General features: G+C 74.1%; 15 protein-coding genes. 9 read left to right on the plus strand and 6 right to left on the minus strand.

Annotated features, from left to right (window positions below; genetic code table 11):
- Positions 1 to 2: 2 nt before the first annotated feature.
- The 5 genes from ACFZBU_RS18040 to ACFZBU_RS18060 all read right to left on the minus strand — a co-directional run bounded on the left by ACFZBU_RS18040 (position 3) and on the right by ACFZBU_RS18060 (position 4,809).
- Positions 3 to 1,283 carry a M20 family metallopeptidase gene (locus ACFZBU_RS18040; protein WP_391584567.1) on the minus strand — a complete coding sequence of 427 codons (1,281 nt, stop codon included), beginning with the start codon at positions 1,281 to 1,283 and terminating at the stop codon, positions 3 to 5.
- Positions 1,280 to 2,221 (minus strand): DUF1028 domain-containing protein, encoded by a 942-nt coding sequence (locus ACFZBU_RS18045; RefSeq protein WP_391584568.1) that lies wholly within the window; start codon positions 2,219 to 2,221, stop codon positions 1,280 to 1,282. The genes ACFZBU_RS18040 and ACFZBU_RS18045 overlap by 4 nt, the downstream gene beginning before the upstream one ends.
- Before the next feature lie 154 nt (positions 2,222 to 2,375).
- Complete coding sequence (locus tag ACFZBU_RS18050) at positions 2,376 to 3,374, minus strand: LLM class flavin-dependent oxidoreductase (RefSeq protein ID WP_391584569.1); 999 nt, start codon at positions 3,372 to 3,374, stop codon at positions 2,376 to 2,378.
- 2 nt (positions 3,375 to 3,376) lie between these two features.
- Positions 3,377 to 3,925, minus strand: coding sequence for a YybH family protein (locus tag ACFZBU_RS18055; protein ID WP_391584570.1), 549 nt, complete (start codon positions 3,923 to 3,925; stop codon positions 3,377 to 3,379).
- Positions 3,922 to 4,809: an alpha/beta fold hydrolase gene (locus ACFZBU_RS18060; protein WP_391584571.1), complete on the minus strand. Its 888-nt coding sequence runs from the start codon at positions 4,807 to 4,809 to the stop codon at positions 3,922 to 3,924. The genes ACFZBU_RS18055 and ACFZBU_RS18060 overlap by 4 nt, the downstream gene beginning before the upstream one ends.
- Before the next feature lie 101 nt (positions 4,810 to 4,910).
- Here ACFZBU_RS18060 and ACFZBU_RS18065 point away from each other — a divergent pair, with 101 nt between their 5' ends.
- Positions 4,911 to 5,816, plus strand: a complete 906-nt coding sequence (locus ACFZBU_RS18065; protein WP_391584572.1) for a MerR family transcriptional regulator — start codon at positions 4,911 to 4,913, stop codon at positions 5,814 to 5,816.
- A 219-nt stretch (positions 5,817 to 6,035) separates the two neighbouring features.
- Here ACFZBU_RS18065 and ACFZBU_RS18070 read toward each other — a convergent pair whose 3' ends face one another.
- Entirely contained in the window at positions 6,036 to 6,479 is a 444-nt protein-coding gene (locus ACFZBU_RS18070; protein WP_391584573.1) for a DUF6314 family protein, read from the minus strand.
- Between the two features lie 233 nt (positions 6,480 to 6,712).
- Here ACFZBU_RS18070 and ACFZBU_RS18075 point away from each other — a divergent pair, with 233 nt between their 5' ends.
- The 8 genes from ACFZBU_RS18075 to ACFZBU_RS18110 all read left to right on the plus strand — a co-directional run bounded on the left by ACFZBU_RS18075 (position 6,713) and on the right by ACFZBU_RS18110 (position 26,536).
- A complete protein-coding gene (locus ACFZBU_RS18075) occupies positions 6,713 to 10,906 on the plus strand; it encodes an amino acid adenylation domain-containing protein (protein WP_391584574.1) in 4,194 nt (1,397 codons plus the stop codon).
- Positions 10,903 to 18,537 carry a beta-ketoacyl synthase N-terminal-like domain-containing protein gene (locus tag ACFZBU_RS18080; protein ID WP_391584575.1) on the plus strand — a complete coding sequence of 2,545 codons (7,635 nt, stop codon included), beginning with the start codon at positions 10,903 to 10,905 and terminating at the stop codon, positions 18,535 to 18,537. Before ACFZBU_RS18075 ends, ACFZBU_RS18080 begins: the two co-directional genes overlap by 4 nt.
- A gap of 153 nt (positions 18,538 to 18,690) precedes the next feature.
- Entirely contained in the window at positions 18,691 to 20,256 is a 1,566-nt protein-coding gene (locus ACFZBU_RS18085) for an ABC transporter substrate-binding protein (protein ID WP_391584576.1), read from the plus strand.
- A 168-nt stretch (positions 20,257 to 20,424) separates the two neighbouring features.
- Positions 20,425 to 21,330, plus strand: a complete 906-nt coding sequence (locus ACFZBU_RS18090; RefSeq protein ID WP_391584577.1) for an ABC transporter permease — start codon at positions 20,425 to 20,427, stop codon at positions 21,328 to 21,330.
- Positions 21,327 to 22,163 carry an ABC transporter permease subunit gene (locus tag ACFZBU_RS18095; protein WP_391584578.1) on the plus strand — a complete coding sequence of 279 codons (837 nt, stop codon included), beginning with the start codon at positions 21,327 to 21,329 and terminating at the stop codon, positions 22,161 to 22,163. Before ACFZBU_RS18090 ends, ACFZBU_RS18095 begins: the two co-directional genes overlap by 4 nt.
- Positions 22,160 to 23,872 carry an ABC transporter ATP-binding protein gene (locus tag ACFZBU_RS18100; RefSeq protein ID WP_391584579.1) on the plus strand — a complete coding sequence of 571 codons (1,713 nt, stop codon included), beginning with the start codon at positions 22,160 to 22,162 and terminating at the stop codon, positions 23,870 to 23,872. The genes ACFZBU_RS18095 and ACFZBU_RS18100 overlap by 4 nt, the downstream gene beginning before the upstream one ends.
- Positions 23,869 to 25,161, plus strand: a complete 1,293-nt coding sequence (locus ACFZBU_RS18105; RefSeq protein ID WP_391584580.1) for a class I SAM-dependent methyltransferase — start codon at positions 23,869 to 23,871, stop codon at positions 25,159 to 25,161. Before ACFZBU_RS18100 ends, ACFZBU_RS18105 begins: the two co-directional genes overlap by 4 nt.
- Entirely contained in the window at positions 25,151 to 26,536 is a 1,386-nt protein-coding gene (locus ACFZBU_RS18110; RefSeq protein WP_391584581.1) for a class I SAM-dependent methyltransferase, read from the plus strand. Before ACFZBU_RS18105 ends, ACFZBU_RS18110 begins: the two co-directional genes overlap by 11 nt.

The raw sequence follows: 26,536 nt of genomic DNA on the forward strand, positions 1-26,536 counted from the left end.
ATCTACATTTTTCCGGTTGTTTGTCTGCTCTGGTTCCGGTCGGCGGCGGCACCGTCCGCCGCGAAGTCGGCGAACCCCGCCATGGCGCGGGCGAGGGTGCGCGCGGCCGCGGTGAGGTCGTCGAGGGCCACCCACTCGTCGGCGCCGTGCGCCTGACGGATCGAACCCGGGCCGTGGACGACGGTGGGAATGCGCAGGTCGTTGCGCAGGAAGCGGGCGTCGGAGCCGAGGTACAGGCCGACGAAGCCCTGGTCCGGGCCGACGCCGGGACCGACCGGGTCCCGGTCCGGCCGGGCGTCGAGCCGGCAGGCGTCGACGAAGTCCGCGAAGGGGTGCGGGAGCGGCAGCTCGGAGGCCTCGCAGAAGAAGGTGGGGACCACGCGGTAGTCGACGTCCGGGCAGGACGCGTCGATCATCGCGAGGATCGAGGCGTGCACGTCCTCGGCGCTCTCCCCGGGCAGCGTGCGCCGGTCGATGGTCAACTCGCAGCTCGGCGCGATCACATTGGCCGCGACACCACCGCGCACCATCGCCACGTTGCACGTCGGGCTGCCCAGCAGCGGATGCGGGCGGGCATGGAACCGGGCCAGATGCAGCGCGGTGGTGATCCGTGCCGCGTCGGCGACCGCGGACCGTCCCCGCCCCGGGTCGCCGCCGTGCCCGGCGGTGCCGAACACCTCGATCCGAGCCTGCCAGGAGCCGCGTTCGGCCACCGCGACCCGCAGCTCGGTGGGCTCGGGGACGATGCACGCGTCGGCCCGCACCAGACCGGCGGCCACCAGTTCGGCCGTGCCGTGATCGCCGCCGGTCTCCTCGTCGGCGACGAGGTGGAACACGATGTCGGCGCCGAGTTCGACCCCGGAGTCGATGCAGGCGCGCAGTCCCTCGATCGCCGCGGCGATGCCGCCCTTCATGTCCGCCGCGCCGCGCCCGATCAGGCGCCCGTCGCGCACGAGACCGTCGAACGGGGGCACCGTCCAGTCCGACTCGACGACCGGTACGACGTCCACGTGGCCGTTGATCAGCAGCGTCGGCCGGCCCGGCGCGCCGCGGCCGTACCGGGCGATCACCGAGGGCCGCCCGGAGCGCGAGGTGAACACGTCGGTGTCGCAGCCGAGCGCGTTCAGCAGGTTCGACAGCGCCGGTACGGCCGCGGACTCCCGGCCGGGTGGATTCCGGGTGTCGATGCGCACCAGTTCGGCCGCCGTCTCGCATACCCGGTCGGCCCGGACGAAGGTCTCGACCGACGGCCGGTTCGGGTCGGCCGCCCGGGCCGGCCTCACGGTCGCACCTCGGCCCTCGGGAGGATCCCGACCCGTTCCAGGCCGCGGGCGAATTCGCGCAATTGCGGCCGAGCCGCGGTGAGTTCGGCCAGGAGCGTGCCGCCCGCGTCGAACTCGCCGCAGCGCAGCAGGATCACCGCCCGCCACAGGTCCGCCTCGGGATTGCCGCCCAGGCCGGCCGCGGCCGCCGTGAGCGCCTCGACCATCTCCCGGGCGTCGGCCGCGGCGATGCCCGACGGGTCGCCGATGACCAGGGGAGGGGCGAACAACGCGGATCCGATCGTGCGGAAGCCTTCGTGCACGGGCAGCAGGCGACGCAACTCGCGCACCGGGTCGGCGTGGTCGTCGACCCGGATGTCGGCGAGCACGTGCCGCCACGGCCGCTCGCCGCGAACGCCGTCGACCACCTTGACCACCGCCGACTGCGACCCTCGGGCGTCGCCGCCGGCCCGCTCGCCGGCGAGGAGCGCGCGCACCAGCCGACGCGCGTGCGTCGACGCCGATTCCGGGTCGCCGTGATCGCCGGGTTCGCCGTGACCGTCGTGTGCGGCGACCATGGCCCGGCACACCTCGTCCGAGGCCAGCATGTTTCCCGCCGCGGCCACGCCTTCGCCCCGGGCGACGCCGGTGTGCGGTGCGCAACTACCGCCGGTGAAGCAGGCGTACGCGCCGGTGGCGTCCATGACGATCGCCTGGCGGTAGTCGGCGAGCGGGTCGCCCGCGATCAGCGCTTCGAGCACGTCGTCGGGGGTCGCGCCGGCCCGCAGCAGCGACAACCCCTCGTGCGGCCAGTCGGTGTTGGCGAAGGCCTGGCTGACCACCACGCCGACGCCGGCCTCGGCATCGCCGACCACCGAGCCCACGGCGAAGAAGTGCGACTGCGCGGCGAACCCGAGGGAGCCGTCGTGCGGATGGAAACTCACTATCGAATAGGTCATCCCGATCTCCGATCTCGGACCGCTGATGTGTGCCGTGCCGATGTGTGCGCCGGCGTCCCGGCGGCCCCGACGCTTCGGCGTGTACGGGGACGGCGTCGCCGCCCGGCGGCCGGACCGGCGCCCCGGTCGAGGGCCGGCCCGGCCGCCGGACGGGTCACCCGCCGGTCCGGGCCCGGACCAGCGGGAGCAGGTCGCGGGAGAGCCGGTCGACCTGCGCTGCGCCGTCCTCGTCGGGGAGCAGGCACAGCGCGACGCAGTCCGCCCCGGCCTCGGCCAGCGCGCCGATCCGCTTCGCGCAGTCCGCGGGTGTGCCGACCACCGCCAAGTCGTCGATCCACGCGTCCGGAATGGCGCGTACCGCGTCCTCGAAGTCCAGCGCGGCCAGTGCCTCGGCCTCGTCGGCGATGCCGTGGGCCTCGGTCATCGGGTTGCGCGGTCCGGCCAGCAGGTAGAGCCCGAACAACTCGCGCAACCGCTCGCGGGCGACCGCGGCGTCGTCGTGCATCGAGCAGAAGACGTATGCCACCAGGTCGTGTTCGGGGCCTGCGCCGCCGGCCGCGACGGTGCGGGCCGCCCACTCGACGTAGCGCGTCCCGGCGAGCACGGAGAGCACGGTCCCGTCCGCGGACGCGCCCGACATGGCGAGCGCCTTGGGACCGCCCACGCCCGCCAGGATCGGCGGCACGATCGCGGGAGGGTGGGCCAGTCGCACCTCGCGGGCCCGGTACGAGGACGCCTCGACGGTCAGCGTGTCGCCTGCGAGCAGGGTGCGCAGCCCGGCGATGACGTCCCGGACCGAGGACAGCGGGGTCTTCGAGCGAATCGCCATTTGATCGAGCCAGTCGGGGACACCCGCCCCCACCCCGGCCCTGAGCCGGCCCGGGTACAGGCCGGCCAGGGTGGCCAACTCCATCGCCAGGAGCGCGGGATGGCGCGAGGTGGTGGGCACGATGCCGATGCCGACCGGGAGTCGCGTGGCGGCCAACACGGCGCCGGCCGAGGCGATGGCGCCGGTGTAGAAGTAGTCCTCGCCGACCCACAGTTCGTCGAAGCCGCCGCGTTCGGCGGCCCTGGCCGACGCGACGATCTCGGCCGGGTTCTGCGAACTGCCGAGGACCAGGGAGATACGCGGGGAATGTGCGGCGACGGTCATGGTCAGACGCCCTTCGGGAGCGGGTTCCACGGCACCCGGCCCAGGCCGCGGCTGTTGGTGGAGTCGGCGAATCCGGGCCGCGTCTCGTCCGGGTCGGGCAGTGCGGTGATGTGGGTGTGCCACATGCGCCACCGGGGTGCGCCGGTGCCGTCGTCGCGGTGGTAGATCTCGGTGGCCCGCCCGATGGTCGCGTCGACCGAGTCCGCGGTCCACTCGCCGCCGTCGAGCATCTCCGCCTCGATGGTGAACTCGCAGGCCAGCCAGGCGGTGTCGGCACGCACCTCCAGGCGCATGATCTCGGTCCGCAGGCCGCCCGTCTGAGCGATGATCTCGCGGTACCACTTCCACAACGCGACCTTCTCGGTCATGTCGAAGTACGGATGGCCGTTGAAGTTGAACATCAGATACTCGTGGCCCGGGGACGGGAACACCTCGACCATGCGGTCGATGTCCCAGCCGATGTTCGACTCCCACCACTGCTTGTGGAGCCTGAGGATCTCGGCGATGTCCGCCTTCGGCGCGGTTCGCTCCGCGAACGGGGTTTCGGTCATGATCGGCTTCCTGTTTCGGTGCTGAGGCTTTCGGTGCCGAAATTTCCGGTACCGAGGCTTCCGCTGTCGGGACTTCCGCCGGCGGCGGGATTTCGGTCGCGGCCGTGGTGCTCGCGTGTGCCGTCGACGAGGGATGCGAGGTGGGCCGCGACCCGGGTGGGGGCGGTGTACATCGGCAGGTGTCCGTGTTCGACGAGGACCGCGAGCCGGCCGCCGGTGAGTTCGGCGAAGGCCCGGGAGTCCTCGACGGGACAACCCAGGTCCCGGTCCCCGACAATGGCGAGCGTCGGGCACCGCAATCGGGGGGCGGCGTCGAGTCCGGCGGCCGCGGCCGCCGCCGTCCAGATGCGCGCGGCCTGAGTGTCGGACTCGACACCGATGTCGGCGGCGACCTCGGCCACGAGAACCTCGTCCAGGCCGGGTTCGCTCGCCAGGATGTCCAGTACGGCGTTGCGCGCACCCCTGGCGGCGACGGCCGCGAGGAACTCCCGCGAGGCGGCCGGGTCGGCCGGGCGGAAGGCGCCGCCGACCGTGGTGACGCTCTCGACGCGGTCCGGGTGGGCGGCGGCCAGTTCCACCGCCACGGCCGCGCCGACGGAGGCGCCGACCACGTGCACGCCCGCGACCTCGCGGGCGTCCAGCAGTTCGACGCACTCGCGCACCCACCCGGCGAGGTCGTACGCGTCGCGGCGCGCCGACGACCCGTGTCCGGACAGGTCGATCGCCAGACACGTCCACGCGTCCGGCACTGCCGCCAGGACCGCCCGCCAGCAGCGGGCCTGCAGGTTGGCCGGGTGTACGAAGAGCACCGTCGGGGACCCGGGAACTGCGCCGCGCCTGGCCAACGCCGACCCCGAGCCGGCGCCGAAGACGATTCGATCCACGGACGACATTGGGCTTCCCCTCTCCGCTTGGGGCGCCATAGTTACAGTAACGATGTAAGTTTGTCGAGGGTCGGGACGACGTCCGGCCTAGACTCCCGAGCATGAATTGGCGAAGCATCGGCGATGTCGCCGCCGAGGTCGGGGTCAGCCCTCAGACGCTCCGGGCATGGGAGAAACAAGACCTGCTCGTGCCGAACCGCACACCCGGCGGACAGCGCCGCTACGGCCCCGAGCACGTGAGCCGGGCCCGCCGGATCGCCGACCTGCGGCAGCGGCACGGCTGGAACCCCGCGGCCATTCGCACCTCGTTGAGCGGCCCCGACGACGTCCCGGTACCGGACGAGCCCGCGGACGGCGGTCGGTTGCGCCGCGCCCGACTGGCAAGTGGCCTGTCCCTCAAGGAACTCGCCGCGATGACGGACACCTCCGTGTCGCACCTGTCATCGATCGAACGCAGCGTCGAGCGCGCCTCGACCCAGCTGATCGCCCGCATCACCGACGCGCTCGGCGTCCCGATGAGCAGCCTGGCGTCGTTCACCCGGACCGACGCCAGCGTGGTCCGCGCCGACGAGCGCGCGACCGTGGTCCTCGAAGGCGGCGTGCAGTGGGAGGAACTCCTCCTGCCCGGCCACGATCTCGAACCGGCGCTGCTGTCCATCCCGCCGCACGGCTCCAGCGGCGGCCCCTACTCGCGCCCGGGGGAGACCTTCGTCTTCCTGATGTCCGGGACGCTGCGCTTTCGGGTCGGCGGCGGGCTGGGCGATCACGCGCAGGTCGCGGAGCCGATAGACGTCGCCGAAGGCGACTCGGTCTCCTTCCCGTCCCGGACGCTGATCTCCTGGGAGAACGTCGGCCGCAAGACCGCCCGCGCGATCTGGATCGAGGTGTTGTCCCCCAAAGCCTGGTCGGACCCGATGACCAGACGCATCGTCCGGGCGGCCTCCGGCTTCACCCCGCAGGAGCCCGCCGCCGGGGCGGAACCGGAGCGGGGAGCCGACCTCCGCTGACCTGCACCTGCGCGGCGACGGGCCCTCGGCCGACCCGTGCGAGGAACCGGCCCCGGCCCACCTGCCCGGGAAGACCGCGCGCACCCGGCGGGCACACCCCGCCACCCCGCCCCCGGGTCGAGCCCCTCGACGGCTCGACCCGGGGGTGCGAGTGCGTCCCGTCCCGGTGTCGAGCCGGGGCACTCGTACCCGGTGAGCCGCGTGAGTCGCGTGAGTCGCTCAGGATGCGGGGTGGAGGCGTCGGTAGACGGACGTGAGCGACTGTGTCTTCGCCGGGCCCTCCACCCACCACCGCAGATGCCACTCGTCCGGCGACACGACGGTGAACTCGCCGTCGTAGCGGTCCGCCGCGCAGGGGTGTCGGGTGGTCCAGTGGCCGGTGCGCAGGTCGAGGTGATGGAAGGGTCTGCCGTCGGCGAAGAGCACGTCCGCGGTGCCGTCGACCCGCGGGACCAGCCGGTGGGTGCGGCTCGCCGGGTTGGCGACCCCGGCCCAGACGAACTCACCGGACTCCGCTTCGACCAGCTCGTCGTCGACTCGGCGGAAGAGGGCGGTACCGACGAACGTGCCCCGCGCGCCGGAGCGCTCGTCGATCACGGTCCGGTCGATGCTCCAGCGTCCGGCGAGATAGGCGGCGGCGTCGGGAACGGGAACGGGATGCATGCGCCCATGATCCCCGCCCCGGCCGGCGCCGGCCCGGCCGGCCCGGGCGGCGGTGGTGTGCGTCCATCGCCAATCGGTATTGGAAATCATTTTCAATAGTGATAGAAATGGCGGCAGCCCGCGGGGATTGCGGCTGCGGCCCATGTCGTGCCGGTGGCGCGATGACGCCTGCCCGCCGCCCGCTGCCCCGACGCCCCGCCCTTCCGCCTCGTTCCGTCTGCTCAGGAGAGCCCATGCCCGCGTCCGGCACGCCCGTTCACCTCGATCCGATATCCGCCGTCGCGAGTTGTGTCGCCGAGGTGCTGGGGATCGACGCCGGTCCGGACGGCGTTCCGGATGTCGGTCCGGATGTCGGCCCCGCCGTGGACCCCGACGTTCGGCTGACCGAACTGGGCCTGGAGTCCTTCACGGCAGTACGACTGCGGCGTCGGCTGCGCGAACGCACCGGGGCCGACCTGCCGATCGCCGACTTCCTGGGCGAGGCCACCGCCCGTTCGCTGGCCGCACGCCTCCCGGATCCGCTCGCCGGCGACCCGGCGACCCGACCGGCGCCACCCACCGGATCCGTCGAGGCGGTCCGGCCGGCCCGACCCGCCGAAGCACCCGCCCGCCCCGTCCCGCCCCCGGACGCGTTCCCGCTCACACCGGTGCAATCCGCCTACTGGGTCGGCCGCGATCCCTCGTTTCCCCTCGGTGGGGTGGCCACCTTCTACTTCCACGAGTTCGACCGCGTCCTGCCCGACGGCGACCACGACGGCGACCTGACCCGGCTCGAAGACGCGTGGAACATCCTCGTGCGCCACCACCCCATGCTGCGCGCGATCGTCGACGACGACGGCATGCAACGCGTCCTCGCCGACCCCGGTCCCTACCGCATCGGGCGCACCGACCTGCGGGCCGTGAGCGCCGACGAACGGGCCGCCGCCCTGGCCCGCCTGCGCGCCGAGCGCTCGCATCAGACCCGCCGTACCGACACCTGGCCGCTGTACGACATCCACGCCGCGCTGCTCCCGGAGGGTGGTACGCGGCTGTACGTGGGCATGGACGTGCTCGCGCTGGACATGACGAGTTGGCTGCTCCTCATGCGCCAGTGGGGAGCGCTCGTCGCCGACCCCACCGCGCTGCCCGCGCCCTGTACCACCGACTTCGGCACCGTGCTGCGCGAACGGGCGGCCGATCCGGAGGAGTTGCAGCGGCGCGAGCGCGCGGGCGTGTACTGGGCGCGCCGCGCGGCCGAGCTGCCGCCGGGCCCCGCACTGCCGTGGACCGCGGCGGCGAACGAACCCGGTCCGCCGCGCTTCACCCGGCACCAGGACGGCCTGACCGCCGCGGAATGGACCCGACTGCGATCCCGCGCCGCCGAACACGGACTCAGCCCCACCGGCGTACTGCTGGCCGCATTCGCTCTGACTCTGAACCGACGCGGCGCCGGTGCGCCCTTCTGCCTCAACACCACCCTGTTCGACCGGCCCGACGACCCCCAACTCCTCGACATCGTGGGCGACTTCACCACGACCGTGCTGGTCGAGCCGCCGCTGCCCGACCTGTCCCGGCCGTGGACGTTCGCCGCGTGGGCCGGCGAGGTCAACCGGCGCTTCTGGTCCGACCTCGAACACCGGGCCGTCTCCGGCGTGGAGGTGCTGCGCAGCGCCGGCCGCGTCGGCGGAACCCCCGCCCACCCGGTCGTGTTCACCAGCGGCATCGGCCTCGCCGACGGCGACCGTCCGGTGACCGCATGGCTGGGGGAGGAGGTGTACGCGATCTCGCAGACGCCGCAGATCCTGCTCGACCACATCGTGCGCGACGACGGGGGAGCGCTGCGGATCGTATGGGACGGCGTGGACGGCGCGTTGCCCGCCGACTGGATCCGCGACTGCCTCGCCGCCGAGATCAGGCTGTTGCGCCGGCTGACCGAACCGCACGCCTGGACCTCGCCGACCCTCGCGGCAGACCCCGCGTTCCTGCCCGACGAACCGCCCGCCCCCAACCCGTTCCCCACCGCCGGCCCCCTCCTGGACGACCCATGGGCCGCCGCCGCCCGCCGTACCCCCGACGCCCCCGCGCTGCTCGGTACCGGCCGCCGACTGGACCACGGCGAACTCGCGCACCGCGTACGATCCTTCGCCGCGACGCTGGGTGCGAGCGGAGTCGCCGCCGGCACACCGGTGGCCATCGCCCTGGACGAGGGGCACGACCGGATCACCGCGGTCCTGGCGGTCGGCGCGCTCGGCGCCTGGTATGTACCCGTGGAGCCGACCTGGCCCGCCGCGCGGGTCGCCTCGGTCTGCGCACGCACCGGGCTCACCCACGCGGTCGCCGAGCCCGACGCGGCGCCCGCGTGGCCGGCGGGCGTCGTGATCGTCCCCCCGCACCGGGCACCCGGCCCGAAGCCCGCCGACCCCGGTGAACTTCCCGAACCCGCAGGCGGTCGCCCCGAACCGGACGACCTCGCCTACGCCGTCTTCACCTCCGGCTCCACCGGCACGCCCAAGGGCGTCGCGATCGAGCACGCGGCCGCCCGCACCACCGTGGACGACATCGTCGAGCGCTTCGACATCGGGCCCGGGGACCGGGTGCTGGGCCTGTCCGCGCTGAGCTTCGACCTGTCGGTCTTCGACGTGTTCGGCCTCCTCGGCGCCGGCGGCGCCCTCGTGCTGCCCGACCCCGATCGCTCACGCGACCCCGAACACTGGCTCGACCTCGCCGACACCCACGCCGTCACGGTATGGAACACCGCCCCCGCGCTGCTGGAGATGCTCGTCGAGTACGGCGAACTCGAACCCGAGCGCACCCGCCGGCAACTGCGGTCCCTGCGCCTGGTGATGCTCTCCGGCGACTGGATCCCGATCACCCTGCCGGACCGCCTGCGGGCGCTGGCACCGCAAGCCCGATTCGTCAGCCTCGGCGGGGCCACCGAGGCATCGATCTGGTCGGTGAGCCACCCCGTCGAACGCGTCGACCCGTCCTGGACGAGCATCCCCTACGGCCGCGCACTGCGCGGACAGAGCTTTCGCATCCTGGACGAGAACGGGACCCCGGTCCCGCTCGGCCAGTCCGGCGAACTGCACATCGGCGGCGCCGGTTTGGCGCGCTGCTACGTCGCCGACCCGGAACAGACCGACGAGCGCTTCGCGTTCCACCCGCAGCTCGGCGAACGCCTGTACCGCACCGGGGACCTGGGCCGCTGGCGGCGGGACGGGACGATCGAATTCCTCGGCCGGGTCGACCGCCAGGTCAAGATCCGCGGTCACCGGATCGAGTTGGGCGAGATCGAGGCGGTCCTGGGCCGCGAGCCGGGCGTGCGCCAATGTGTGGCCTCGGCCGTACGCACGGCGGACCGACGACTGCGGCTGATCGCCCATGTCGTGCCCGAACACGGCCGGCGCCCCGACGCCGACACCGAACGACGCTGGACCCGGGCGCTGCGCGAACGACTGCCCGCGTACATGATCCCGACGCGCTACGTCGTCCTGGACCGCCTGCCGGTCACCGCGAACGGCAAGATCGACCACGCAACGCTGGCCGAACCCGGCCCGAACCCGGCCGACGTCGTCGCATCGTCCCACGCCCCGGAGCTATCGGGGCCGGATGCCCGCCTCGACCCCACCGCCTGGCTGCGCGAAGCCGTGGAGCACGCCCACCGACTGGGCCTGGAACCGATCCTGACGGTACGTCAGGCCGACGGCGCGCAGCTCGACCCGCTCGACGCGCTGCACGCGGCGGCGGACTGGGCCCAGGCCTGCCGGCAACAGGCGCACGAACACGACCCGACGCCGACGCTGGAAACCGCCGGCGCCGGGGCTCTGGCGGCCTTCCGGATCCCGGCGGACCCGACTCCGCGCGGTACGGACGACACCGCGGTTGGGGGTTCCGGGCCGAGGATTGGCACGCTTGCGCCGACCGCGGACACCTTTGCGCCGACTGCGGGCACCGTTGCGTCGGCCACGGGCACCATCGAGCCGACCGCCGGTACGCCCGCGTCGAACACCCGGTCGGCCCGGATCGACCCGGCCACGCTGGACACGGTCGTCGGCGTCTTCACCGAACTGCTGGATCGACCTGTCGAACCAAACACGTCGTTCTTCGTGCTGGGTGCTTCCTCGCTCGACCTGGTCCGCGCCCACCGCCGACTCCGCGGCCTGGGCGCCGGCGACCTCGCCGTGGTCGACCTGTTCGAACACCCCACCGCACACGCCCTTGCGACCCGGATCGTCCGCGGGGCAGCGGAGCCCCGCACCCCGACGGTCGCGAGCACCACGACGGGCACCCGTGCGAATACCGCTGCGGATGTCGCCGCGAATGCCGCCATGAACACCGGCGCGAGTATCGCGGCGAGTACTGCCGCGCGTACCGCCACGAATGCCGCCGCGCCCGGGCGCCAGTCCCGGCTGACCGCCCGTGCCCGCGCCCAGGAGATCTCCCGATGAGCCATCCCGATCCCGCCACCCCGTCGGCCATCGCGGTCGTCGGCCTGGCCTGCCGCTTCCCGGGCGCACCGGACGCCGACGCCTACTGGGACCTCCTGCTCGGCGCCCGGGAAGGTCTGACCCGGTTCACCCCCGACGAACTCGCCGACCGCGGCGTCCCGGCCGAACTGCTGCGCCGCCCCGGGTACGTTCCGGTCGGCGCGGTCATCGACGGCCAGGAGTTGTTCGACCCCGACCTGTTCGGCATGACCGAGGCCGAAGGGGCTCTCGCCGACCCACAGCAGCGCCTGTTCCTGGAATGTTGCCGGCAGGCACTGGACGACGCCGGACACGGGGAAGGCGCCGATGCGGGAGTCGTCGGCGTCTACGCCGGATCCGCACACAGTGCCTACCTCGCCCACAACCTGCGCGACCGGCACGACCCCACCGGCGCCGGCGCCGACCCGATCGGCAGCCTCCAGGCCGCCATGGCCGGCGTCGCCGACTACCTCCCGCTGCACGTCGCGCACCGGCTCGGCCTCACCGGTCCCGCCCTGGCGATCAACACCACCTGCTCGACGTCGCTGGTCGCCGTGCACGTCGCCGCACAGGCGCTGCTCGCCGGCGAATGCGACACCGCGCTCGCGGGCGGCGTCTCGCTGATCGTGCCGCAGGGGCGCGGCTATCTGCACGTGCCCGACGCGATGTTCTCCGCCGACGGGCGCGTACGCCCGTTCAGCGCTCGCGGCACGGGGATCGTGCACAGCCAGGGCGTGGGCGCGGTCGTGCTGCGCCGCCTGGAGGACGCGGTTGCGGCGGGCGACCGCGTCCTGGCCGTATTGCTGGGATCCGCCGTCGACAACGACGGCGCCGACCGGGTCGGGTTCACCGCACCCTCTCCCCGAGGTCAGGCCCGCGCGGTGGCCGAAGCCCTCGCCGTCGCCGGCCTCGAACCCACCGAGATCGGCTACATCGAGGCACACGGCACCGCCACCCCGCTCGGCGACGCCGTCGAAGTAGCGGCGCTGCGCAAGGTGTTCGGCGCAAGCGGCCCCGCATGGTGCGCCCTGGGCTCGGTCAAGGGCAACATCGGCCACACCAACTCCGCCGCCGGCATCGCCGGTTTCGTCAAGGCCGTCCTCGCCGTGCACCACGGCGTCATCCCCGCATCCCTGCACTGCGACCCGGTCAACCCCGCACTCGACCTCGCCGACTCGCCGTTCACCCTCGCCGACGCCACCCGACCCTGGCCGGGCGTACGGCACGCCGGCGTGAGCGCCTTCGGAATCGGCGGCACCAATTGCCACATCGTCCTGGGCCAGGCCCCGCCACGCACGGCGTCCGCGCCCGACCCCCGCCCGCAACTCCTCCTCCTGTCCGCGCACTCCGCCGCCGCACTGCCGACCGCGGTCGAGGCCCTCGCCGACGTCCTGACCGCCTGCGGCGAATCGGCGGACCGCGCCGAGGTTGCGGCGGCGCCTGCGGACTCTGCGGCCCGGGCCGAGGATTTGGCCGGCCTCGGCGAACCTGCGGCCCGTGTCGAGGTTTTGGCGGCGTCTGCGGTCCCTGCCGGCCGGGCAGAGTTTGCGGCTGACCTTGCCGAACCTCCGGACCGCGCCGAGGATTCGGCGGAGACTGCCGACCCCGTGGGCGGCGCCGGATTCCCGGCCTGCCCTGAGGACCGCACCGGAGTCCCCACCGGCCGCCCGACCGGCCCGACCGGCCCTTCCGGCCCGCCGGACCCCGCCGATCATGCGGATTGCGCCGGAGTGCAAACGGACCCGGCGGACCCTGCCCGCCGCGCCGGAGTCCGGACCGGCCCCGCCGGGCTTGCCGAGCCGCACGCTCTTGCCGACATTGCCGCGACCCTGCACAGCGGCCGCCCCGCGCTGCGGCACCGCGTCGCTGCCGTGGGCACCGACCATGCCGGAGCCGCCGCGGCGTTGCGGGCGGCCACCGGTCGCGAAGTCGAACCCACCGCCCCGCGGCTGATCCTCGCGTTCCCCGGCGGCGGCGCCCAGTACGCCGGAATGGGCGCCGAACTCTACCGGAGCGAACCGGAGTTCGCCGCCGCCATCGATGCCTGCACCGCCCACTTCGCCGACCCGGTGCGCGACCTACTGCTCACGCACCCGCGCGGATCCGCCGCCGCCGACGCCGCCCGGGATCCGCGGGTGGGCCTGCCCGCCCTGTTCACCGTCTCGGTGGCCACCGCCCGGCTGCTGCGCTCGTGGGGCATCGAACCCGATGTGGTGCTCGGGCACAGCCTGGGCGAGTACGCCGCCGCGGTCACCGCCGGCATCCTGAGCCTGAAGGACGCCGCCGAACTCGTCACCGTGCGCTGCACCGGCATGGCCGCAGCCGCCGGAGCGGGTGCCATGCTCGCGGTGCAACTGTCCGAAGCCGAGGCCCGCCACCTGACCCGCCGGCATCCGCAACTGGACCTGGCCGTGGTCAACGCGCCCGACGCGTGCGTGCTCGCCGGACCGACCGACGCGATCCTGGCCCTGCAACACGAACTGCGGGCTCGCGGGGTCGACGCGACGCGCCTGCGGCTGGACGCGGCAGCCCACTCGCGCCTGGTCGATCCCGTACTCGCCGACCTGCGCGCCGCCGCCCGCCGCGTACACCCGGCGCCGGGCACGATTGCGCTGGTCACCAGCGTCACCGGTGAGGAACTGCGTGCCGAAGAACGCGCAGACCCGGAGCACTGGGTACGCCATCTGCGCTCCACCGTGCTGTTCTCGCGCGCGCTGCGCACCGCCGTGGGGCGGCAGCCGAGCATCCTGCTCCAAGCCGGCCCCGGCAGCGAACTCGCCCTGGCCGCACGGCGACAACAGCCGCCCGCCCTGCTCGCCGCCCTGGTCGGATTCGGCGCCGCCGGCGAGGGCACGGAACGTGCCGCGCTGCTCAGCGCCGCCGGGCGACTGTGGACCCACGGCATCGACCTCGACGCCCGCGCGCTGCACCGTCCCGGACGCCGCCGCGTCGTCCTGCCCGGCCACCCCACCCGCCGCCGCCGACTGTGGATCGAACCCGCATCCGCCGAACGGCCGCCGCTGCACCGCGACCTGCTCCTCCAGATCCCGGTCTGGCACGAGAGCGCACCACCGGTCGCAGCCATGCTGAACGGCGAACGCTGGATCGTGGCCGACCACACCTCGGCTACGACGAGCCCGCCCGAGCAAGAGGAGCGGGCACGGCCCGAGCACCCCGCCCACGCGGTACGCCGCGCCCTCGAAGCCGCCGGCGCCGAAACCGCCACGATCGACGACGAACGCCCGTGCACGGGAGCGGTTTTCGTCCACGACGCCGCACCGGTAGCGGACGGCAGCGAAGCGGCCGTGGCAGCCGCCGTCGCCGCCTTCGCCCGCTTCGCCGCAGGCCTGGCGGATCGTGCGGATGCCCCCACCCGCTTGATCGTGCTCACCCGAAATGGTGAACGGGTCGAGCACACCGACGCGTTCGACCCGGCCGCCGCCGCGATCCGCGCGCTGCCGCGGGTACTCGCCCAGGAGACCCCGGGCCTGCGCTGGCGCGCACTGGACCTCGGTGCGCACGATCCGATGCATGCCCTCGCCCGCGAGGCCGCCGACCTGCGGACCGGCGACAACGCGCGGGAGGTCGCCGTGCGCGGCCGGACCCGCCGGGTGCGCTCGTTCGCCGCCTGGCATCCCACCGACCGCACGCCGGCCATCGACCCCGGTGACACCATCGTCATCCTCGGCGGCCTGGGCGACGTCGGCTTCACCCTCGCCGAACACCTCACCCGCACCCACCGGGCCCGAGTGGTGCTCACCTCCCGTACCGGGATCCCGAACCCGGAGGAGGCCACGCCGCGACCGGATTCCGCACCCGAACCCATCACCGTGGACCGGTCGGCGGCGACCCGCTCGGCGTCGGTCCGCGCGGCGTCGAACGACGCGGAGCCGGATCGATCGCCGTCGGACCGCACGGTGTCGGACCGGACCGCGGCGGATCACCCGGCGCCGCACCGTGAGCTGTCGGCCGGCGGCGCGACCTTGAACCGGACGGCGTCGGACGGCACAGAATCGCACGGCGTGGCACGCGCTCGCACCGTGCCCGACCGCTCCGGGTCGGACCGCTCCGGGTCGGGCCGCACGGGGTCGGACCGCTCCGCGCCCGACGGCTCCGCGCCCGAGCGGACCGCGGCGGGCCGTCGGGCGTGGCTCGATCACCTGCGATTGCGCGGCCTGTGCGTCGAGATCGCCGTCTGCGATGCCGCGGACCCGGCTGCCGTGCACGGACTCCTGCACGACCTGGGCGAACGGCACGGCCGCCCTCGACTCGTCGTCCACGCCGCGGGCGTCGTCGCCTCCGCCGGCATCGCACCGCTGCGTGCGAGCGACCCGGCGACGATCGCCGCGCACGTACGTGCCAAGGTCGGCGCCGCCGACGCCCTGCGCATCGCCCTCGGCGAGCTCCCCGAGGCGCTGCGCCCGCCGACCGTCCTGGCGATGTCCTCCGCCACCGCGGCGGTGGGCGGCCTGGGCCTGGGCCCGTACGCCGCCGCCAATCGGGCACTGGAAGCGATCTCCGCGCGTCACAGCGACGACCACACCACCTGGCTCTGCGCGGCCTGGGACGGCTGGCGGGTCGGACCCGCGGGTCGCGAACGCGTCGTGGCCGCAGCCCATTCGCTCGGCGCCGAGGACGGTACCCGCGCCCTGGACCTGCTGCTCGCCGCGGCAGCCGACGACACGGCCCCGAGCGTCGTCGCCGTCTCCCCGGCCGACCTGGCCGCCCGGCTGCGGCACGATGCGACACCGGCACCAACCGTGGCGCCCACCGCGGTACCCACACCGGCGGATCCGTCGCCGGACGCATGCGATTCCGACCGCCGAACGGATCCGCGAGCACACGCCATGGCGGCGATCTGGTCCGACCTGCTCGGTTTCGCCGTCGCGGACCCGGACGCGGACTTCTTCGCGCTCGGCGGACACTCGCTGCTCGCGACTCGCATGCTCGCCCGCGTACACGACGCGTTCGGCGTGCGCCTGCGCCTGTCGGACCTCCTCGACCACCCCACCGCAGCGGGCCTGGCCCATCTCCTCGACCGCACCGAGTCGAACAGCACGACGCGGCCGGAGCCGCCCGAACCGTCCGCATCGCATGCACCGGTCGTGGCGGGGGACGGCGCGCCGCATACCGAGCCGCTCCGATCGGTTCCGTCGCCCGCGAGTGGCGATCTCCCCCCGGGCTCCGAGCCGCTCCGATCGGCTCCATCGCCTGCGAGTGGCGACCTTCCCCCGCGCGCCGAGGGGCCTCGACCGGATGCGTCGCTCGCAGCCCGGGACCTCTCGACCGTTCCCGAGCCGTTTCGGTCGGCTGCGTCGCCCGTGGTGCGGGACTTCCCGCTCACGCGCGTCCAGCATGCCTACTGGGTCGGGGGCGGCGGAGGCTATCGGCACGGTGGGACCGCGTGTCACTTCTTTCTCGAACACCACTGCCCCGACCTGGACGTGCACCGCTACCAGGAGGCGCTGAACCGGGTCATCGCCCGGCACCCGATGTTGCGCGCCGTGATCACGCCCGAGGGCCGCAACCGCATCCTGGACCGGGTGCCCCGCTACCGCATCCGCGTGCACGACCTCACCCGCCTGGACCCGGCCGAACGCGACGCCGAACTGGTCGAGTTGCGCGCCAGGCTCTCCCACCGCGCACCACGTCCCGACCGCTGGCCGCTGTTCGAGGTGACCGCCGCCCGGCTGTCCGACGGCGCGATCCGACTGTTCACCGGGTTCGACGTGCTGGTCTGCGACACCGCGAGCTATCTGCTGGTGGACCGCGAGATCAAACACTTCCACGACCATCCGCACGACGAACTTCCGCTCCCGGGACTCGATTTCGCCACCTGTGCGGCAGCCCTGGAGGCCCGCCGCAGCGGACCCGCGTTCGATGCCGCCGCCGAATTCTGGCGTGCACGACTGGCCGACCTCCCGGGACCGCCCGCCCTTGCCCACACCACGGGGACGACGACGGAGCAGCCGCCCCGATTCGTCCGCCGCTCCGCCCGCCTCGCCCCCGACACCTGGCGCCGACTGCGCGACGCGGCGGCCCGCCGACGCCTCACACCCACCGCGGTACTCCTGGCCGCCTACACCGAGACCCTCGCCCACTGGTCCGGAAGCGACCGGTTCTGCGTCAACCTCACCCTGTTCGACCGACCCGCGATCCACCGCGACGTGGACCGTGTGGTCGGCGACTTCACCACGCTGCTGCTGCACGAGAGCCGACACCCCACGCCGACCCCGACGTTCGCCGCACGAGCCGCGACGACGCAGCGGCGGTTGTTCGCGGACCTGGACCATCGCGACTTCGGCGCCCTGGACGTCCTGGCCGAACAAGCCGCCCGTACCGGGCGGTTGCACGCCGCCCCCGTCGTGTTCACCAGTGCACTGGGCCTGGCCGACGTCCTCGACGGCGGCCACGACCTGGACTGGGTCGGCACTCCGGTCCACGGCGTGAGCCAGACGCCGCAGGTGTGGCTGGACCACCAGGCGTTCGAGCAGGGCGGCGCCCTGCTGCTGCAATGGGACGCCGCGGAGACGATCCTCGAACCGGCCGACGTGGACGCGGCGTTCACGCGGTACGTGGCGACGGTGCGTCGACTCGCGGACGATCCGCGAGCGTGGGGAGGGCAACTCGACTCCGACGGCGTGGCAACGACACTCGACGGGGTCGAGGACCCCGACGACGTGGCCCTGTTGCTGCGTGCCGGCGCGCACCCGCGCCCGTTGTTCCTGATCCATCCCTCCGGCGGTGACGTGTTGTGCTACGGCGAGTTGGCCCGAAGGCTGACCACCGACCGTCCGGTGATCGGCCTGACCGACCCGCAACTCGTCGGGGCGAAAGCCCCCGTCGACGCGGAGGCGCTGGTCGAACGGCACCTCCGGGCGATCCGGTTCCGCCAACCGTGCGGACCGTACGCCCTCGGCGGCTGGTCCATGGGTGGCATCCTCGCCCACGAGATCGCCGGCCGACTGCACGCCGCCGGGGAGCGCGTCGAACTGCTCGTCCTGCTCGACGCCAACCTGCCCGACCACATCCGCACCTTCCCCGAGGAAGCGGACCAGACCCGCGACACCGAACCGACCCTGCGCTATCTCGCCTCCCTCGAAGCGTTCCTCGACCTCGACCTCGACCTCGACTCCAACCTCGACCGAGCGGACCCCGACCCGGCAGGTTCCGACGCGGGCTTCACCGCGCTGCCGCCCGCCGAGCGCATCCCCGAGGCCACCCGCCGACTGCGCGCGGCCGGCCTGCTCGGCGCCCGGGACACGGCCGCCGAGCGGATCGAGGTGTTCACCCGCCACCTGCGCCTGCTGGGCCTGCATACGGCCCACCCGCTGAAGGACGCCGGCACCGACACGCTCATCGTGCGCGCCGGGCAACGCTCGCCGCGAAACAGCGGAACGGGCATGGGTGTGGACGACGTTCCCGGCGGAACCGACCTCGGGTGGACGCCTTTCCTGAGCACACCACCGCGCTGCGTCGACGTCGACGCCCACCACTACGCCCTTTTGCGCGAACCCGCACTCGGCCACCTCGTCGCGCTCGTGGACCGAGCGCTGCGCGACCTTCCGGCAGCGGCCGAACCCGACGCGGCGGCCGAGCGCCCGAGGTCCTGACCGCTTTCGCAGGTCACACCCCGCTCCCGCCCGCCCCCGCCCCCGCCCGCGCGTCGCCTTCGAGGGCCGGCAGCGGGAGAGGCTGCGGGAGCAACGCCCGCCCCCGCCCGCGTGTCGCCTTCCCGTTCCCTGTTCCATCACCCCGAGGACCCCATGCGCATCGCCCGATCCCGGCCGACCGGCCCACGCCGCTCCGCTCGCAACCTCGTTCATCTCGCCGCCGCGGCCTGCATCCTGGCCGCCTGCTCCACCCGGACCGACACGCCCACCCCCGAGGCCGCCGCCCCCACCGGCGCGCCGCGCGACGGCGGCACGCTGCGCTACGCCCTCGCCGGCAGCCCGGCGACCGCGAGCAACGACCCGCACGGCGGACTGGCCAACGAATCCGACGTGCAGCGATTCGCGCTGATGTACGACGTGTTGACCGTGCCCGGCGGCAACGGCCGCGCCGCACCGCGCCTCGCCGCATCCTGGGACGCCGACCCGTCGGCGACCCGGTGGACGCTGCACCTGCGCGCGGACGCGCGGTTCACCGACGGGCGCCCGGTGCGGGCCGCGGACGTGCTGTACTCGCTGCGCCGCATCCAGGGCAAGGCCGCGGAAAACTATGGCAGGCTCGCCCAGTTCGACACGGACGCCTCCTCCGCCGCGGACGAGCACACCGTGGTCCTGGTCAGCCGCACCCCCGATGCCCTGGTGCCCGAGGCGCTCGAATCCGTCACCTTCGTCGTACCCGACGGCACCACCGACTTCGCCCGCCCCGCCCCCGGTTCGGGACCCTTCCGGCTGGACACGGCCGACGCGCAGACCGCGACCCTGAGCCGCAACCCCCAATGGTGGGGCTCGCGTCCGCACCCGGACCGAGTACAAATTCGGGCCGTCGCCGACCCCCAGGCCCGCGCGGCGGCCGTCACCTCCGGACAGGTCGATGCGGCCGGCAGCGTCGGGCCCGCCGCCGCGAAGACCGCCGGGAGCGGTGCCCGGGTGGTCCGCAGGACCGGCGTCACCGCCTACCCGTTCGTGATGCGGTTGGACCGGGCGCCCTTCGACGACCCCCGTGTGCGCGAGGCGTTCAAGCTCGCCGCCGACCGCAAGGCCCTGGTGGACACCGTCTTCCTGGGCTTCGGCGGCATCGGCAACGACCTCCCGACGCCGTACGACCCCGCGTACCCCAAGGACCTCGCCCAGCGTCCCCGAGACCTCGTCCGAGCCCGGCAACTGCTCACCGAGGCGGGACACCCGGACGGACTGCGTGTCACGCTGCGCACCACCACCTCCTACCCGGGCATGGACACCGCGGCGGCCCTGTACGCCCGCCAACTCGCCGACATCGGCGTCGTGGTCACCGTCCGCAACGAGCCGCCCGACACCTACTTCACCGCGGTATGGGGCACCGCCGACTTCTACACCGGCTACTTCGGCGGCATTCCGTTCACCGACGTCGCACGCGTCACGCTGTTGTCGACCTCGCCCGGCAACGAGAGCGCCTGGCGGCGACCCGGGTGGGACGCGGGCTTCCGCGAGGCGATGGGCAACCGGGACGACCAGGCCCGACAGACGCACCTGGGCGCACTCCAGAAGGAACTGTGGGCGGACGGTGGCTATCTCGTCTGGGGTCTGGGGGACGGGCTCGACCTGACCTCCGCGGCCGTGCACGGGATGCCCACCACGCCGGGGTTCGGACGCTTTCTCCTGGACTCGGTCTGGATGGCCCGGTAGGCGATGATCACGATCCGCCCGTCCCGGAAGCCGCTCGCCGGTGCGCCCGAGTCGCGTTCCCGTCGGCCGACGCCATGGCCGCGGCCATGGCGCCGACAGCCACGGCCCCTGCCGCCTCGGGCCCGACCGCCACAACCTCGGCGGCCACGGTTTCGGCTGTTCGGGGCCGTGTTGCGCGCGGCGCTCCTGCTCCTGGCCGTCTCCGCAACGGTGTTCGCCGCCGGCGAGGCGCTCCCGGGCGATGCCGCGGACACCCTCGGCGGCGGGCGGGTCACACCCACCGGACTGGACGAACTACGCGCCCGGCGCGGCCTGACCGACCCCGAGTGGCTGCGCTGGCTGCACACCGTCGGGGATCTGGCCGGCCGGGACGGCGGACACTCGCTGCTCACCGGCCGCCCGGTGTACCGGGTGATCGGCGAACGACTGCCCGCGACCCTGATCCTGGCCGGACTCTCGCTCGCCTGCGCCGCGTTCGGATGCCTGGTCGGCTGCCTGCTCACCGGGCGCCGGGCGCTGCGCCGCCCGCACACCGGGCCGTCCGGCGTCGCCACCGCACTCGCGGCCGTCCCGCAACCCGTGGTGGCCGCCGGACTGACCGCTCTGCTCACGGGCGGCCTCGCCCTGCTGCCTCCCGTGTCGCTGCTGCCACCCGGCGGCAATCCCCTGACGGAGCCCCGCATCCTGATCCTGCCCGTACTCACCATCGCCCTGCCCACCGCCGCGTTCGCCACCGCGCTGCTCGGCGGCGCCGTCGCCGACGCGCTCCTGGCCCCGCACGCCGTCGACGCGCGCCTGCGCGGCGTTCCACCCGGCCGTATCCTGCGCCGACACGTCGCACCCGCACTCACCGTGCCCGCGCTGCGGGTGCTCGCGGTCGCCGTCTCGGCCACGACCGCCGGAACCGCCCTGGCCGAGAGCACCTTCGGCTACGCCGGCGCGGGCGAACTCCTGGTCACCGCAGTCGCCACCCGGGACACCCCCGTGGTCCACCTGCTCGCCGTCGGATCGGCGGTCGTGGTGTCGGGCATCCTGCTCGTCGCCGACCTGGTCGCCGGGCGGGAGGACCGGTGAGCGCCGTCGGCCGCCGGTCACCGCGGCTCGCGGTGCGCCCGCGGGTGCTGCTGCCGGCCGCCGCCGCGTGCCTGCTCGTCGCGTTCGTCGTCGTCGGGCCCGCGCTGACCCCGTACGACCCGGCGGCGCCCGTCGGTGCGCCGTGGACCCCCGCGGGCGGGCGGCACGTGCTGGGTACCGACGTCCTGGGCCGCGACGTGCTCTCCCGGGCCATGACCGGCGGGCACCGGCTGCTTGCGGTCGGCGCCCTGGCCGCCGCGTGCACGTGCCTGATCGGCACCGCGGCCGGCTTGATCGCCGCGGGCGGGCGGCCGGGCACCGGCTACGCCGTCGACCTCGCCGCCGATCTGCTGATCGCGGTGCCGGCACTGCTGCCCGCGCTGCTACTGGCGGCCGTACTGCCCGGGACCGGTGCGGTGATCGCCGCGACCGTCGTGTCCGGGGCGCCGCTCACCGCGCGGATCGTGGCCGATGCCGCGACCCGCGCCCTGGCCTCCGGCTACGTTCGAGCGGCACGGCTGCGGGCGGAACGGTCGCCGACGATCCTGGTCCGCGAGGTGCTTCCGTCGATGTCCGCGCTGCTCGCCGCCGACTTCGGGCTTCGCTTCGTCACCGCGCTGCAACTCTCGTGCGCCCTCGGCGTGCTGGGACTCGGCGGTACTGTGCCGCCGTCGGGGGACTGGGCGGCGATGTTGCGTGAGAACCTGCCCGGCGCGACCCTGAACCCCGCCGCCCTGGCCGCGCCCGCCGTGCTGATCACCGCCCTGGCCCTCGCCGTTGCCGGCAGCGCACACACGGCCGCGCGGGCGGGTACCGGATCGGGGCTTCGATGAGCGCCCCCGGAACCACGACGCGCCCGATCGCCGCCCCCACGCACCCGCTCGACGCCGGCGAGGGCCTGCGGGCGGACGGCATCCGGGTCGTGGACGCCGCCGGTCGCCCGGTCCTGGACGGATTCACCGCACACGCGCCGGCCGGCGGCGTACTCGCGCTGGTCGGCCCGTCCGGCTGCGGCAAGACCACGGCGCTGCGTGCCCTGCTCGGCCCGCTTCCCGTCGGGCTGCGCAGCACCACCGGAACGGTGACCTGGCACGGCGCGCCCCGCCCGATCGCGCACGCGGGCCGAGCCTGGCGGCTGCGCCACGTCGGCCTGCTCGGCCAGGATCCGCACGGCGCGCTCGACCCACGCCGAACGATCCTCGACCTGGTCGCCGAGGCCGCCGCGGACCGCGGTGTCGCCCGCCGGGCCGCCCGCGAGCAGGCCCTCGAACTGCTGGATCGGCTCGGGCTGGATGCCGGGCTCGCCGCGCGGCGGCCACGCGCGCTGTCCGGAGGTCAGGCACAACGCGCCGCTCTGGCCGTCGCGTTGGTCGCGAACCCGATGCTCGCCTTCCTCGACGAGCCCACCGCAAGCCTGGACCGGGAGACCGCCGGCCGGGTGACGAACCTGATCCGCGAACGGCACCACGATCGCTCCCGGGTGACCGTGACGGCCACCCACGATCAGCACCTGATCGCCGAACTCGCCGACCGTGTACTGCGATTCGACCGGCCCGGGATCCGCCGAAACGTGCCCCGTCGCGAGCGGGCGCCCATCGGGCCGCCGATTCTGGCCGCACACGCAGTGGAACTGGCCCACGCCGACCGCGCCGTCACGCCGTCCACCGGGGGCGGGCCCGAGGCGGGCGCCGCTTCGTTCACCACGGCGGCGTCCATCGGATCGAAACTGCAGAGCGTGCGGAAACCGGAACCGGAACCGGAACCGGAACCGAAACCGGAATCCGATTCGGGACCGGACCCTGAGCCGGCTCGCCGGGAGCTCGCTGCACCGCTGCTCACGGATGTCGAACTCAGCCTGCACGCCGGTGAGTTCATCGCGCTGATCGGACCGTCCGGCAGCGGCAAGAGCACCTTGCTGCGCGCCCTGGCCGGCCTCCATCCACCTTGCGCGGGCACCCTTCACCTCGGCACGGACCAGCGTCCGCTCGCCGCATCCGCCGCCGCTCGTTCGCGCGCCGAACTGCGGCGCATTCAATACGTCGGGCAGGATCCACGCGACGAGCTCAACCCCGCACACCGGGTGATCGGCGCCGTTGCCCGCCCCCTGCGCGGCCCGAACGGGCTCGCCCGCACCCCGGCGCGGCACGAGGCACTGCGGCTGCTCGCCGCCGTCGGCCTCGACGCCGGGACGGCCCGCCGTCGACCCGGTCGGCTCTCCGGCGGGCAACGCCAACGGGTCGCCCTCGCCCGGGCTTTGGCGGCCCGGCCGCAGATCCTGCTCGCCGACGAGGTCACCTCCGCGCTGGACGCCGAAACCGCCGCCGCGCTCCTCGACCTGCTCGACGGTCTACGCGCCGAGGGCCTCGCCGTGTTGATGGCCACCCACGACCCCCACATCGCGGCCCGCGCCGACCGCATTCTGCACATCACCGGGGGCGCCCTGACCGAGGGCACACCCGCCTCCGACCACCTCGCTCCCGACCTCCGTCACCCCGGCCATCCGGACCCCGGCCGCCCCGACCGATCCGAAGGAAGTACATGAGCCACGATCGAGACGACCTTCTGCGTGAACTGCGTGCGCACCCGTGGGTCGGCGACGCCCGACGCGCACCCGACGGCGGGCTGGTCGTCGTGCCGCACCCGGAGGCGTCGGCCCTTCGGCCCGCCCCCGGGGGTCTGCTCCGCGAGTTTCTGGAGCACTGGAGCGACGTCTACGACTGGGTGTACGACCGGCCCGCCGGCCCGGAACACCCCGTCGACGCGGACCTGTCGGGGTGGCTCGCCTCCGACACCGGACGGCCGCTGCCCGCCGCACACATGGCGGACTGGCGCGACACCACCACCGCGCTCGCGCTGTCCTGCCGGCCCACCCGAGTCCTGGAACCGGGCTGCGGAAGCGGGATGTTCGTGCGCGCGCTCGGTGCCCATGTCACCGCGTACGTGGGCACCGACGTGTCCGCCGCGGCCGTCGACCGCCTGCGCAGCCAGGATCTCGCGTACGCCACGATCGTGCCGGCCGGCGCACACGAGATGCGCTCGCCGGCGGTCACCCGGGCGTCGGCCGCGGCGTTCGGCCCGGATGCGCCGCCGGACCTGGTCCTGATCAACTCCGTCACGCAGTGCTTTCCCGACCTGGCCTACCTGCGGGCCGTGTTGCACGACGCGATCGCCTCCTCTGCCCCGGGCGGGAGTGTGCTGGTCGGCGACATCCGCCACGCCGGTCTGCTCGATCACTACGCCCGCTGGGTCGAGCGGGCCAGGGACCCCGGCGCCGCACCCGACGAGATCCGACGCCGGGCACTGGAACGCGCGGGGCACGAGGAGGAGATGCTGCTCGACCCGCGTGCGCTGGCATGGGCCGCGACCGGGACCGGTCGCCGGGTCGAACTCTCGATACGAGCCCGCACGATGGCCGCCGACACCGAACTCACCCGCTATCGCTACGACGCCCTGCTGCGCGTCGACGCCCCACCCGGCCCGACGCCGACCCGCCCGGAATCACCCGTACCCAACGCGCTGTTGACCGACCACCCCGATGCCCGCACCCCGCACGACCTGCACACCGAGGCCGCGGCCCGGGACGCCGTCGTGCTGGTCGACCCGGACGACCCCACCCGCCTGGTCGTGGCCGGCCCCGACAGTGCCCGCTTTCGGCCGGTCGAGGACATCGCCGACGGCACCGCACCCGCGCACGAACCCCTGCACGCCTTCATCGCCCGGCGCCTGCCCGAAGTCCTGCGCGACCACCTGCGCGCCCGGCTGCCGGGGCGCACCCCGCCGCGCCTGTCCGTGGCGCTGCCCGCCACCCGCGAGGCCGCCCGTGTCCGCTGACCACGACCTGCTCCGCGTTCGCGAGGTGCTCGAAGCGCTGCCGGACGTGGCCGCGGCCGAGGTGTTCCGGATCGCGCACGGCCCGGCCGCCGCCGTCGCCGCGCTGGTCCGCGGTCACCACCCGCCCGATCCCACCACCCCCGGAACCCCGGCCCCGAGTCCGCCGTACACCGGCCCCGACGTGACGCCCGCCATTGCCGCACTGGACCGGGCCGCGGTCCTGGCGATGGCACACACGCTGCACGGGGCAGGTCTGTTCACGCCGGGCAACACGCACACCGCGACCGAGATCTGCGACCGACTGCGCGTCCCCGAACGCCATCGCTGGATCCTCCGCCGCTGGCTGACCGCGCTGACCGAACACGAGTTGCTCGCCGCCGTCCCGGCGCAGGCGCGATACGGTCCGCTGCGCGCCGTCACGCGAGCCGAACTCGGTGTCGCCATGGTCGGACTGGACGCCGCCCGACGCGAACTCGGCTACCCGCCGACGATGGGCCGCTTCCTCCAGACCACACTGCGTGCCCTGCCCGCTCTCGTCAGCGGGCAACGCACCGTACAGGCCTCCCTGTTCGAGGGCGGAGCCACCGACACCGCGACCGGCAACTACCGGGACAACGTGATCAGTCGGCACGTCAACGCCGTGGCCGCGACGGCGGTGGCGCACGCCGCGGGCCGCGCCGCGGGGCGACCACGTGTCCTGGAGATCGGGGCGGGAGTGGGCGCCACCACCGAGAGCGTGCTGCCCGAACTCGGCTCGGTCGACTACCTGTTCACCGACGTGTCGAGCTTCTTCCTGGACGCCGGCCGACGACGTTTCGCCGCCCGCCCGGGTCTGCGTTACACGCTCGTCGACATCAACGCGCCGAGGTCGTCCCGGCTCGCGGCCGAACCGCCGTTCGACGTGATCCTCGCCGCCAACGTGCTGCACAACGCCCGACATGCCACCCGCAGTCTCGCTCTGCTGCGCGAACTCCTGGCGCCGGACGGCACCCTGGTCTTCCTGGAGTCGTGCCGTGAGCACGCCGTGCTCTCGACCGGGATGCAGTTCCTGATGTCGGCGCGCGCCGACGATCCGGTGCCCGGCTTCGCCGACTTCCGCGCCGGCGGGGACCGGATCTTCCCGACGGTCGGGGAATGGACCACCTCCCTGCACGCGGCCGGGTTCGACCACGTCGCCGTGGACCCGGGACCGGGCGATCCCCTGGCCGCCGCGGGGCAACACGTGTTCACCGCCCGCCGCCGCGAGCCCAGCCGGCCGCGCCCCGACCCGGGCGCGGTCCGGGCAGCCGCCGCCGACCTGCTGCCCACCGCCCTTGCCCCGATCGAAGTACACGCCGTCGACGCCCTCGCCCCATCCACCGTGCCCGCCCCATGA

It is taken from the genome of Embleya sp. NPDC008237 (assembly GCF_042956465.1).
Classification (GTDB): Bacteria; Actinomycetota; Actinomycetes; order Streptomycetales; family Streptomycetaceae; genus Embleya.

Bases quoted from the DNA above. Each gene is read 5' to 3' on its own strand.
- ACFZBU_RS18080 (WP_391584575.1), top strand. From the start codon at position 10,903: ATGAGCCATCCCGATCCCGCCACCCCGTCGGCCATCGCGGTCGTCGGC.
- ACFZBU_RS18075 (WP_391584574.1), top strand. From the start codon at position 6,713: ATGCCCGCGTCCGGCACGCCCGTTCACCTCGATCCGATATCCGCCGTC.
- ACFZBU_RS18070 (WP_391584573.1), bottom strand. From the start codon at position 6,479: ATGCATCCCGTTCCCGTTCCCGACGCCGCCGCCTATCTCGCCGGACGC.
- ACFZBU_RS18085 (WP_391584576.1), top strand. From the start codon at position 18,691: ATGCGCATCGCCCGATCCCGGCCGACCGGCCCACGCCGCTCCGCTCGC.
- ACFZBU_RS18045 (WP_391584568.1), bottom strand. From the start codon at position 2,221: ATGACCTATTCGATAGTGAGTTTCCATCCGCACGACGGCTCCCTCGGG.
- ACFZBU_RS18055 (WP_391584570.1), bottom strand. From the start codon at position 3,925: ATGACCGAAACCCCGTTCGCGGAGCGAACCGCGCCGAAGGCGGACATC.
- ACFZBU_RS18100 (WP_391584579.1), top strand. From the start codon at position 22,160: ATGAGCGCCCCCGGAACCACGACGCGCCCGATCGCCGCCCCCACGCAC.
- ACFZBU_RS18050 (WP_391584569.1), bottom strand. From the start codon at position 3,374: ATGACCGTCGCCGCACATTCCCCGCGTATCTCCCTGGTCCTCGGCAGT.
- ACFZBU_RS18065 (WP_391584572.1), top strand. From the start codon at position 4,911: ATGAATTGGCGAAGCATCGGCGATGTCGCCGCCGAGGTCGGGGTCAGC.
- ACFZBU_RS18105 (WP_391584580.1), top strand. From the start codon at position 23,869: ATGAGCCACGATCGAGACGACCTTCTGCGTGAACTGCGTGCGCACCCG.